The organism is Bacillus sp. NSP9.1, assembly GCF_000465465.2.
Lineage (GTDB): Bacteria > Bacillota > Bacilli > Bacillales > Bacillaceae > Bacillus > Bacillus sonorensis_A.
On record NZ_CP048273.1, the window covers coordinates 3537745 to 3549830 of the forward strand.

Annotated in this window: 10 protein-coding genes; 2 read left to right on the forward strand and 8 right to left on the reverse strand. The window is 46.6% G+C overall.

Features of this window, described 5'->3' with window-relative positions; translation table 11 throughout:
• Positions 1 to 6 precede the first annotated feature (6 nt).
• Positions 7 to 1128 carry a glycoside hydrolase family 88/105 protein gene (locus tag M654_RS18400; RefSeq protein ID WP_026588326.1) on the reverse strand — a complete coding sequence of 374 codons (1122 nt, stop codon included), beginning with the start codon at positions 1126 to 1128 and terminating at the stop codon, positions 7 to 9.
• Between the two features lie 30 nt (positions 1129 to 1158).
• Entirely contained in the window at positions 1159 to 2124 is a 966-nt protein-coding gene (locus M654_RS18405; RefSeq protein ID WP_026588327.1) for an ABC transporter permease, read from the reverse strand.
• A 216-nt stretch (positions 2125 to 2340) separates the two neighbouring features.
• Here M654_RS18405 and M654_RS18410 point away from each other — a divergent pair, with 216 nt between their 5' ends.
• A complete protein-coding gene (locus M654_RS18410; RefSeq protein WP_026588328.1) occupies positions 2341 to 4650 on the forward strand; it encodes a helix-turn-helix domain-containing protein in 2310 nt (769 codons plus the stop codon).
• A 371-nt stretch (positions 4651 to 5021) separates the two neighbouring features.
• Here M654_RS18410 and M654_RS18415 read toward each other — a convergent pair whose 3' ends face one another.
• From M654_RS18415 to M654_RS18435, 5 genes are all read right to left on the reverse strand, one after another.
• Positions 5022 to 6524, reverse strand: coding sequence for an extracellular solute-binding protein (locus tag M654_RS18415; protein ID WP_026588329.1), 1503 nt, complete (start codon positions 6522 to 6524; stop codon positions 5022 to 5024).
• A 16-nt stretch (positions 6525 to 6540) separates the two neighbouring features.
• Positions 6541 to 7419 carry a carbohydrate ABC transporter permease gene (locus tag M654_RS18420; protein ID WP_026588330.1) on the reverse strand — a complete coding sequence of 293 codons (879 nt, stop codon included), beginning with the start codon at positions 7417 to 7419 and terminating at the stop codon, positions 6541 to 6543.
• A 142-nt stretch (positions 7420 to 7561) separates the two neighbouring features.
• Complete coding sequence (locus M654_RS18425; RefSeq protein ID WP_026588331.1) at positions 7562 to 8323, reverse strand: NAD-dependent epimerase/dehydratase family protein; 762 nt, start codon at positions 8321 to 8323, stop codon at positions 7562 to 7564.
• Positions 8324 to 8343: 20 nt separating this feature from the next.
• Positions 8344 to 9231: a dienelactone hydrolase family protein gene (locus tag M654_RS18430; RefSeq protein WP_026588332.1), complete on the reverse strand. Its 888-nt coding sequence runs from the start codon at positions 9229 to 9231 to the stop codon at positions 8344 to 8346.
• Between the two features lie 33 nt (positions 9232 to 9264).
• Positions 9265 to 10515 carry an APC family permease gene (locus tag M654_RS18435; protein ID WP_026588333.1) on the reverse strand — a complete coding sequence of 417 codons (1251 nt, stop codon included), beginning with the start codon at positions 10513 to 10515 and terminating at the stop codon, positions 9265 to 9267.
• A gap of 127 nt (positions 10516 to 10642) precedes the next feature.
• Between M654_RS18435 and M654_RS18440 the strand changes: the two genes are divergently transcribed.
• Positions 10643 to 11548, forward strand: coding sequence for a LysR family transcriptional regulator (locus M654_RS18440; RefSeq protein ID WP_026588334.1), 906 nt, complete (start codon positions 10643 to 10645; stop codon positions 11546 to 11548).
• On the opposite strand, the gene M654_RS18445 is transcribed toward M654_RS18440, so the two are convergent.
• Positions 11545 to 11949: a VOC family protein gene (locus M654_RS18445; protein ID WP_026588335.1), complete on the reverse strand. Its 405-nt coding sequence runs from the start codon at positions 11947 to 11949 to the stop codon at positions 11545 to 11547. The two genes, M654_RS18440 and M654_RS18445, sit on opposite strands and share 4 nt — an antisense overlap.
• Between the last annotated feature and the right edge of the window lie 137 nt (positions 11950 to 12086).

Below are 12086 nucleotides of genomic sequence, written 5' to 3' on the forward strand. Positions count from 1 at the left end.
GCTTTCTCACCTTTCTCCTCCGTCCACAAAGCGGCTGCTTCTCTCAAGCTCTGTAAGCGCCATGATCAAGGCGCCGACTCCGTGCAGATCATTGGTGCTTTTGTCGCGGCCGACATAATACTCATACGTTCCTGCTGATGTGCCGACGCAAATGTCTTTTAGCAGCAGGCCTTCCTCAAGGCTGAACTCGATTTTCTCCGCCAGAAGCCCCCTGTATCCCTTTAGCGCCTTTTTTTGATATGACGGGTCGATATAGCCCATCCGCGTCCCTTTTGCCATCACGTATATATACAGGCATGAACAGGAGCTTTCAAGCCAGTTGTCCTCCCGTCCGCCTTTATCAACGACCTGGTACCAGAGCCCTGTTTCCTCATCCTGAAAATCGGCGAGGCTTTTCACCATTTCTTGAAGCGTTGCCGTCCATTCCCGTCTTTTTTCGTGATGCTGCGGGAGGAGCTCGATCATATCGCTCAGTGCAAGGGCGTACCAGCCGATCGATCTTCCCCAAAACTCAGGGGAGCAGCCTGACTCCGGATCGGCCCACGGCATTTTTCTTTTCTCGTCCCAGGCATGGTAATACAATCCTGTCCGAGCGTCTTTTGTATGCTTTCTCATCAAATTTTCTTCGAGGACGACCATATCGTGAAGCTCCGGCTCATTGAAGGCCCGCGCGAATTTCAGGGCGAATGGTCCGCACATATACAAACCGTCAAGCCACATTTGGTAAGGGTATTTATCTTTGTGCCAAAAGCCGCCTTCTGCCGTTTGATTGAGCGTTTCAAAAAGGCCCCGCAGCTTTTTCGCCGCCTTCAGGTAGCGTTCATCTCCCGTCTCTTCATACAAAGGAAATAAGAGAAGCCCTGCTTGAATGGCATCCAGCTCATCTCTTGCGAAATAAAAGTTTCCGTACTCATCAACGAGATCATCAACGTAATCTTTTACATAATTAAAATACGTCTGTTTTCCCGTTTCATTCCAAAGATGAATAAGACCGCACAAAAACACGCCTTGATGGTAGTGCCAGCGTCCGGCGGGGGGCAGCCTGTCTACTGTATACGCTTTCATTATTGTTTTGGCTGCTTCCTCAGCGACAAAAAGCGGTGATTTTGTGGCGAGAGATTGGTTCATTTCACTCAAATCCTTTCATTCAAGAATTTTTCAGTAAATTCCTTCTTCTCCAAACTTCTTGGCCATCCTGTTCGCAAACATGACCAGCACGAGTCCCACAGCGGCTTTGAACAAACCGACAGCCGTGCTGTAGCTGAATTGCCCCTGCTTTAACCCGGCCGTATACACATACGTATCAAAGATCTCGGCTACTTCCCGGTTCGTAGCATTCAACAGCAGGTACACATGCTCAAATCCAAGCTCCAAGGTATCGCCGATTTTCAGAATCAGCAGTACGACAATCACGCTTCTGATCGCCGGCAGGGTAACATGCCACATCCTCCGCAGGCGATTGGCCCCATCCATTTTTGCCGCTTCGTAAAGCTGCGGATCGACCGCGGTCATCGCCGCCAAATAAATGATCGTCGACCATCCGGCCTCCCTCCAGATGACCTGAAGAATATACATCGGCCTGAACCAGTTTTCATTCAGCAAAAAGTTGATTTTTTCCCCGCCAAAATAGGCGATCAACTCATTAATCAGCCCTCCGTCCACCGTCAACAGGACAAATGAAAGCGAAACGACGATGACCCAGGACATAAAATGCGGAATATAAATCATCGTCTGGACAAATTTTTTAAAAAGTGCGATTCTGACTTCGTTGAGCAAAAGAGCTAAAATAATCGGAATCGGAAAAAATACGACAAGGTTTAAGAAAAACAACACCAACGTGTTCTTCAGCAGCATAAAAAAGGTCGGTTCTGTAAACAGTCTTTCAAAATGCTTAAATCCGACCCATTCGCTCCCCGTTATGCCGAGAAATGGCTGGTAATCCTGAAAGGCGATGACAATTCCCCACATCGGTACATACTTGAAAAGAAGAAAGTAAATCAATCCCGGAAGGATCATTAAATATAAATATTTTTGCTGAAGGGCTTTCTCAAAAAAACGCGTCTTTCTCTCTTTTCCGACAATCAGGGCCTTTTCCTTCCCGGTCGGAACTTGTGCAGCTTTCATAAACGGCCTCCCTTCACGGTGTTTGCTTCCACTTTAAATCAGGCCGCAAAATGCAGTCTACAATCATATCATCACATCGCCCGCTGCTTTCTTTCCAAGCTTTAAGATCTAATAAAATGAAACGTTGATTAGGAAATGATTATTGACAAATTCACACAAAAGTCGGATTAATTATATATGAGCAATTCATTTCCAGACTCGGTTGGGGGGGAATTTATGAAAAGGAAACAATATAAGTTTTACTATAAGCTGGTGACCTTCTTTTTGATTCTCAGCACCATTCCGGTCGTCATCGTCGGCTTTTTTTCCTATCAAAGATCAGCGGAGACGATTGAACAAAACGTCACAAACGAAAAGCTCCAAACCGTTGGCCAGGCGCAATTGAATATCGAACATATTTTAAAAACGGTTGATCATTCCTTCACCCATTATGTCCGTTCCTACCCTTTAATTCAGACGCTAAGCCTGAGCATCACGCCAGAACGCTTTCAGCTGTACAACCAAATCAATAAAGAATTAAACAAGCTGCAGACATTTGACACCGACTTGAGCGATATCACCTTGATCAGTGAAGAAAAAAAGTGGTATATCAACAATTCGGGGCTATACCATTTGGATCAGCGGCGGCAAGCCCTGATGATCTCGCTCTACAACTCGCTAAAAAGCCGGTCAAGCTGGGTGCTTGAAAAAAACAATGCCCTTGTCGCTACAAAGGAAGGAACAGCTGAAAACTGCCCGTACAATATCAACCTGGTCAAACAGCTTCCTTTGAACAGCATGGAAAACAAAGGTCTTGCGATCGCAAGCATTCCTTCCTGCTCGCTCGTGAAAAGAATGCCGCTCAAATCAAAAACAAGCAGCATGATGGCGCTCGATGACAACGGCCGGATTATGCTGCATCCCAAGCCCTCCATGATCGGACAATCGATCAAAAATGAAGGGTACTTCAAAAAAATCCGCAGGCTGTCAACAAAAAACGGGCAGTTTGATACAATGATCAATGATACAAATTACAACATTACATACCAGAAATCCGACTATAACAACTGGATATACATTTCTCTCACGACCATGCCTGAGCTCTATCAGCAAACCACTTCAATCGGCTGGTTCACCTTTACGATCTGCGCCATTTTGTTAGCGCTTTCATGCTTGTTTTCCTGGTTCGGATCACGCCATTTCTACAAGCCAATCAAGGTTCTTTATGAATCCGTCTCAGGCTTCACCTCAGGAACCGACTCCGGGAAAAAGCGGCCTGAAAGCGAATTCGAATTGATTGAGCGGAATATTAAAGAGATGAAAGATAGAAATCATGACCTCACGATACGGGTGAAGCAGCAGGTCTCACAATTGAGGCAGTATTTTTTGACAAGACTTTTGCTCGGCAAGCTGACGGAAGAGGAAATCAAAGAGCGCTTCTCAGGGCTCGGATTTCCCGAAGATTGGAGCCATCTCTCCATCTTTAGTTTGCAGATTGATACACTGAAAGGTACGGCATATGAAAAAAAGGATCTCGATGTCCTGCTGTTTGCGATCAACAGTCTTGCGGAACGCGCCGTGCCGCAAGAAAAGCGGCTGCCGCCAGTCGTCATCGACAAAACGCAAACAACCATCATCATCAACCGCGGCCAGTCACTCGACAGATTTCACCAATATTTAAAAACGGCCGCCGTGTCCATTCAGGAAAAAATCCATAAGGAGCTCGGACTCCATGTCAGCATCGGCATCAGCCAGCCTTTTACAAGCCTTTCCATGTCCAAGCATGCTTATCTGGAAGGTCTTGAAGCCTTAACATACAGGCTGCAATCCGGAAAGCGCGCGGTCATTTTCTTTGAGCATCTTGACCGGAACAAAGCGTTGCTGACCCAGTTTCCCAAACAGATTCAAAATGAGTTGTTTGAAGCGATTAAAGCGTGTGAAGAGGAAAAAGCAGCCGAGAAGCTCCGGCTTTTGCTGGACGCCATCTGCTCTGAGAACGCGAACCCGCATCAATGCCAGGTCGCCATTGCGAGACTGCTGAACAACTTAATCGAATATATGCACCTGCTCGGCATCGAACTGTTCGAATCGGATGGAAACAAAATGCTGTATGACGATATATTTGAGCTGACCACATTGGAAGAGATCGAAAGCTGGCTGAACAGACAGATGATCGGAAAAATGATCGAGACGCTCTCAGTCAGAGAAGAATCGCAGTACAAAAACATCTCAGAGCAAATCGTCCATATCATCCAGCAGGAGTTCGATACCGATCTGACCCTTGAATCCATCGCCGGAAGACTCCATTACAACCCGAATTATTTAAGCAGCATTTTCCGAAAAGAAATGAAGATATCATTCAGCGAATATTTATCATCATACCGTCATCATATCGCGAAAAGCTGGCTGACCGAAACGACCTTGTCCGTCAAAGAAATCTCTGAAAAACTGAAATATAAAAATCCGCAAAACTTCATCCGTTCATTCAAAAAACTGGAAGGGATCACACCCGGAAAGTACCGCGAATTGAAAAATCATTCGGCATAAATAATAACCACCCGTCATCAAGGGTGGTTATTATTTTTGATGTCCCCAATTATGCTGGACATAAGCCGCCATGGGTTTACATTTATGTTAAATGATTTAAAATAATACATGAAAAGGATACTTCCTGTTAGGAGGTCATTAAATGCCATTAGGAACTTTAATAGTTTCCATCTTAGCCGTTATCGGTACTGTATTTCTGATTATTAGAGCATTTAAAAGACAAAGATCCAATTGAGTAAGAAGGAGGATGCCTCAAAAACATCAATTGGTTATTTTAGAACCAGAACAGACTGTTCAGTAGCAGGCGAAATCGCCCCATCCTATAGAGTCAAAATTACATAAAAACAATCCCGGGGGGCCGGGATTGTCTCCTATTTCTCCGCTTTTTGAAACGCTTCTTCATACTCCTTTATCACTTGATCGCCGCCGTTTGAGCGCCATTTTTCGACCGCTTGTTCAAATTGGCTTTCATCTATCTTCCCGAGGATGAATTGATATGTGGCATCATCGATGATCTTTTGCAGTTCATCTCCCCTTTCCGATTCGGTTTGGGAGTACAGGCTCTCAGCCGGGTTTGAGACGATGATCTTTTGATTGTCTTCTGTCAGCTCTTCATATTTTGAACGAAGCGGATCTCCCGTGTTTTTCAAATAGGCTTTATCAATGCCGACAAGTGAGACAAGCGGCTGAATTTCGGCTTGCCAGTCTTTCAGGTTTTTCTCAATGCGTTTGAAATGTTGATCCCCTTCTTTTTTGTAGTGAACCCCTTCGATGCCGTATGTCATCAGGCTGTAGACATCCTCTTCTGCAATTCGGTCAAAAAAGGCTAAAATCCGTTTCAGCTCTTTCTCCGTTTTGACGCTCGTTTTCGGAAAGGCGAAGATTCCATTATGTCCGCCGGATGCCCAGACGTGTTCTTTCCCGTCAGGTCCTTTGATGCGGTTGATGATATCAAGCTCCATCTTGTCATCAACAGACTGGTCTCTTAAATTGACGGCATCGACCATGTTTCCTACATAAATGCCGGATTTCCCTTGAGAAAACAGCTCCTGCTGCTGTGTTTTGCTTGTTACCGGAAAATCCTTATTGATCAGCCCTTCGTCATACAACTTTTTCATATACTTCATGGTGTCCATATATGCTGTCGTCATGAAAGCAGGGGTAAACTTGCCGTTCTGTTCTTTCCAGTCTGTCGGCATCCCCATATATGAACCCAATGTTTTAAACGCCCCGTAAATCAGATCATTTCTGTCGGCAAATCCAATCGTATCCTGCTTTCCGTCTTGATCTGGATCATTTTCTGTAAACGCTTTGGCCGTTTTGTATAAATCATCCAATGTTTTCGGCATCTCGAGACCCAGGTTGTCGAGCCAATCTTTGCGGATGACGATCCCTTGTCTTGATAGCGGGCGCTCTCTGTAGATGCCGTAAAGCTTTCCATCGATTGATGCATTTTTATTGATGAGCTTGTTCATTTTGCTCAGATTCGGATAATCCTTTAAATAAGGGCCGACTTCCCAAAACATCCCCGATCTGAAGGCATTCATGACAGATGAATTTTTGATGTCCTGAATGGTGACCACTTTCGGCAGGTTTCCGGCGGCGAGGGCGGAATTCAAGCGGTCTTCTTTGACCGCATCAGGCACCCACATTAAATCAAGCTTTGTATTGGTGAGCTCTTCAATTTTTTTAATCGCCGTATCCTTTGGCGGCTGCTGGTGATAGAGAATCACCATCCAGCTCAAATCAAGGGGAGAATCAAGATCCACCTTCTCATCCTTTGAAGAAGCCTGGTCGGCTCCCTTCGAGCAGCCCAGCAATCCCCCCGCCAAAAGCAGCAGCATCAACATCGGGATCAGCCATTTTTTCCCCATATCGTCCCCTCCGTTTTCATCCTTTTATAGATCCTAATAACGCTCCCTTTGCAAAGTGCTTTTGAATAAACGGATATACGAGCAGCACCGGTATGGTCGCAACGACGATAACCGCCATTTTAATCGTTTGCTCCGGAGGCGGTGAAGCCGCTCCCATTTCCGTCATATCTCCCTGCATTCCGCTTGATACAATCACGATTTGCCGAAGCAGAACCTGAATCGGCCACTTCGTCGAATCATTCAAATACAGAATCGCCTGCATATACGTGTTCCAATAGGTGACGGCATAGAACAGTGAAATCGTCGCAATCGCCGGCAGGGACAGCGGCAGAATGATGCGGAAGAAAATCCCCAGATCATTGCAGCCGTCCATTTTCGCTGATTCTTCCAAACTATCCGGGATATTTTGAAAGAAATTTTTTAAAATGATCAGGTTAAAGGCATTGATGGCGGTCGGGAGAATCAGAGACCAGTAGGAATCCAAGAGTCCAAGTGTTTTGACGACGAGAAATGTCGGGATCATACCGCCGCTGAAGAGCATCGTAAAGACGACTAAAAACATCAGCACCCGTCTGCCCGCCAGCTCTCTTCTCGACAATCCGTAGGCCATCAGTGAGGAAAGAAACATGCTGACCGCCGTTCCTGCGGCCGTCACAAGAATGGAAATGATTAAGCTTCTGTAGACAATATCGGTCGAAAAAATATATTTGTACGCCTCCAGTGAAAAAGTCGTCGGGATTAAAATGAACTTTTTCGAAATCACCTCTTCCACTGTCGCAAAAGAAGCGGCTATCACATGGATAAACGGCAGTACACAAACCAGTCCAAATCCCGCTAAAAATGAATAATTCAATATGTCAAACAAACGGCTACCTGCAGAATGTCTGATCGTCATTCCACCCCTCCTTGTAAGCGCTATCAAAAAATTACGATATCGTGTCTAAAATGTAGCAAACAGAGGTGAGAGCGTCTATAATCATTTTTTAAGCAGGGGCGGGAAAACGGAGAATCGGATTATGACCTTAAGAAATGACATGTCAGGTCCCGAGAAGGTCTGACGTGTTGACTTTCGGCGTGTAGCCCAGCTCGCGGACAGCTGAGTCAATCGACCACGGCTTCTGTGGATTGTCGCTGACTGCGTAATATGTACCATACGTGATCCCGGATTCGATGGCGGCTTTAAAAATACTGATAAGGTCCGTGTGCGACAACAGTGTTTTGATTGTTCTCGGCTTTTTATGAAGCGTTTCTTTTTCGTTGTCAGCCGCTGTTCCGATCCGCAAATTGATAACGGAATGCGGAGCCTCTGAATGATGTGCAAACAAATGACCGAGGTTTTCGGAAGCCAATTTCAACAGTCCGTACAAGCTTTTGGACTGCGGGTAGTCATCTGTCTGGATCTCCCTCTCTAAAAGAGACACCCCGTCTTTTTCATAAACATCTGTGACATGGTTGCTGCTGGCAAAAATAACTTTGGGAACACCGCACTCGGCTGCCGCCCGCAAAATGCTGTACGTCGCTTTAAAGTAGATGCCGGTCATTTTCTCGAATTCATTTCGGTCAAGGAGATCGCCGGACGGCTTTACAGCCAAAAGGTTGATCAGCACGTCTGTCCGCGCCGGAATACTGTTTACCACCTGTTCATAATCTGTTGCATCACCGCGGACAAACCGGGCTGACATTGCCGATTCAGGCTTTTTCAAATCCATGACCGTCAGCTCATACCCGTCCCGTGACAGCCCCTTGGCTAAAATGCGCCCCACCGTTCCGTTTCCTCCGAAAATCATCACCTTTTTCACAGCTTTTTCATTCCTCCTGTTCAGAGCCACGTTTTTAAAAAGTCAAGCGCTTTCTGCCTCATCACAGCCGTTTCAATGTGGCCGGAATGAGAGCGGAACACTTCATAGCGTTCGCCCGCGTTTTTTTCTTTATACACAGAAGAAAGCTTTTCCTCAATGATGTCAATTCCTGTGACAGGCGTCAGTTTGTCCGCTGTCCCGACAAGGCTCAGATGCGGCCTTGGTGCGATCAGACTTTCGATTTGGGCAGTGGAGAAGTGCTTGACGAGCCCCGGAACGTAAAAATACAGATTGTGGCGGTCCAGGTTTTGCGTTTTGAGCAGTGTTTCACTGTCGACTTGGCCGCACATATCAACGCATACGCTGACCCGTTCATCCAATGCCGCCGTCCACCAGGCCATCACTCCCCCCATTGACATTCCAAGCGTTGCCATCCGGCTGCTGTCCGAATCATCCCTGGCTTCTAGATAGTCGAGAGCCCTCAGGCTGTCGTACACCATCATTCCCCACATCACCCGGCCTGTCCACAGCATTTCTTTAAACGTCTCGCTTTCCGTTTTCCCGCGCCTGTCTCCGAACGCCCAATGATCGATGGCAAGCGCTGAGAACCCAAGGGATGTGAGCTCCTCGGCATATGGCGGCGACGCTAAATATTCCGCACCTTCAAGAAGCTCTTTTTTTCCTCTCTCATAACGCCCGCCGTGGGAATGGCAATAAAGCACGGCTGGAAGCGGGCCCTTCGCATGCTTCGGCTTTGCAAAATAAGCCGGAACCGGTTCCATCCCGTTTAAGTCAAGCAAAAGCGTTTCAACCATGAATGATTCCTTTTCTTCAATCCTAAGGGTGCTGGCTTGAATGTCCCTTTTTTCCGGCAAATCGCCGAGCAATTTGAAAAGGTGTTTGCGCATATTGGTGCTCCTTTCTTTTTATCGCTTGATTCATTAATACGATTTGAAAGGGCTTTTTACCTTTTTCCAGCTGAAAACGCGAGCCTTGTTCAAAACAAAAAAGGCGGTCATAAGAAAGATAAACAACAATACCCATGGTGATGAAAAAAGGAGAAGCAGTAAAAAACATGCCGTTAAAAAAAGGCAAACCATTTGGTAAACAAGGCCGGATAGCAGCTTATAAGCAGCGGCCAGACCGCACAGCGAATGGCAGATGAAAAAGGCGTTTGCAATCGCAACCAGGGCCTCAACATTCAGAATGTGAAAAAACAAACAGACAAAAACCATCGTATGGATGCAGAATATCAATCCTAAAGCTGCAAGCGGCTGATTGCTCTTTGACCGGTACGCAAAAAACCCGCCGGCTTGCGAAGCTATAAGCCTGGCAACTCCGCCCGCAACCTGAAAATAAGCGCTCATACACAGGACAGCAGTCAGGACCGCAATCACCGGCAATGCAAAAGAACCGAACAGCGGTGTCAGCATGATCACAAGCTTCAACTGTCCGCTTTCAAAGCGCTCAGGATCAATCCATTGAACAGCCGCGGCTGTCACCAGGTAAATCACGGTTACCGTGAGACAGCTGATCATGACGGCCCGGGGAATGGTTTTCTTCCGGTCTTTCACCTCCATGCTGTAATTGCCGACGATTTCCCAGCCGACCAACGCCCAAAACAGCAAAAGCAACCCCCAGCCAAAATCGGCAAACTGAAATGTCCCTTCCACGAGCGGCCCCTCCCTGAAATGAGGAACGGATGCCACACTGCTCCCAAACAAGACGAGCGCAGCCGCCGTGGAAAAGATGAAGGAAACCATCCCGACAAACGAAAGATTAAAGCACAGGACAATCATGCAAATGATGAAAAACAAAAAACCATATCCTGCGGCGGGGATCGAAACATCGCCTGCAAGCGAATGAATATATTCGCTTGCCGTCATTAACACTGCGGCGGGTCCGAAGCTGGCAGCCATGATAAAATAAAAGACAGCAACCTTTTTGATCCGGGGACCGAACGCTTTTTCAGCCGCATAGGCGACCCCCGCATCATTCGGATGCTCAACGCTTAACCTGGCAAAGACCCAGGCAAATAAAAAGCCGATGCCCATCATCAGCAGCCACGCAAAAATCGCGTAATCCCCCGCTATCTGATGAATCATCGGCGGCAATAAAATAATCCCCGATCCTAAAATAGGCCCTGTCATTAAACCGCTTAGCAACACGGACCCAAGCTTTTTTTCTTTCATAATGAGCACAACCCTTCCAAGAAGCAATTTAAAATGATTGTAATCTTGTTTGTTTAATCAGTAAAATAGATATTATCGATTCCAAGATTCGAATTTTTCGATATTAGAAAAAAAGGAGATAGTTGAAATGGAAATCCGGCATCTGAAAACGTTCAAAACCATTGTGGAAATCGGAGGCTATACAAGAGCGGCCGATTATTTGGGCTATGCGCAATCAACCGTGACATCACACATTCAGGCGATCGAACAGGAAATCAGAAAGCCGTTGTTCTACCGGCTGGGGAAAAAAATGCTCTTGACAGAAGCGGGGAAACACCTTCTCCCTTATGCGGCGGAAATGATAGAGCTTTATGAAAAAGCGAGGCACATTCCCGAAAATGACCAGGAACCGTCGGGAAACTTAACCATCGGGGCTTCCGAGTCTTTAACCGTTTACAGATTGCCTGCGATTCTTCATGAATTTACAAGCCAATATCCGCAGGTGACGGTGACATTAAAGTCCTCAACATGCTGGCAGCTGAGGGATGAGCTGAAACAGGGTAAAATTGACATCGCTTTTCTATTGGATAAGGAGCGCAAAGAGGATGACCTTCAGATCGAAAGTCTTGTCGCAGAGCCGATGGTGTTCGTGTTTCCAAAGGGACATCCATCCGGTGAGACAGCCTTTGACGACCTGGCTTTTTCCGCGAATGAAACGTTCTTATACACGGAACACGGCTGCAGCTACAGGGACTTTTTTGAGGAATACTTGCAAAAACAAGGCGTCATAACCGATCATACGATGGAGTTTTGGAGTGTAGAGGCGATAAAACAATGCGTGATGTGCGGTTTAGGCGTCTCTCTCCTGCCATTGATCACGACGAGGACTGACATCAGCGAAGGGAAGCTTCAGGGCACAATGGTCCGCGACGCCCTTTTTTCTACACAAATGGCTTATCATAAAAACAAATGGCTGTCGCCTGCCATGACGGCTTTCCTCGAAATTGTCCGCAGGCAGGCCAAAGAATGGGCGCAAGAGTTGGCAGAAGTTTAGATGCCTTCGGTATTCATCAGGACGATTCGCCATCCATCAGGATCTTCGACTGTCACGCCTTTGTCTTTCCAATATGGATTTTCCGGCGGCACTTCTTGATATCCCATAGCAGCGAGCCTCTGCAAAATGGCCTTGATTTCATGCGAATCAGGCATGTAAAACACGAGCAAATTGTCTTTTGTCGGTGCGGGGCAGGGGCTTCCGCTGACATGGGAAGTGAACTCCAGATGGTATTTTTCATTCGGCAGGCCGAACATCACACCGTCATAACCGGCATGTCCGGAAAATTCGCCAAGCCTTTCTAATCCCAGCCCTTTTTCATAAAAATCGATGACTGCACTCATGCGGTCTGTCGGCCGTGCCATTCTGACCTGCACAGCGGAAAAATCGGCAAACTTCATGATGATCACACTCCTTTATCCATATGTTACGACTGACGCCGGCTGCTGAAACCGGCTAAAATCATGAAAAACCCTCAGACTTTGGCCTTAAAGAGGAGCCGGTTAAAAAAAGAACCATTGCGAGAAAAAAGGCTTCG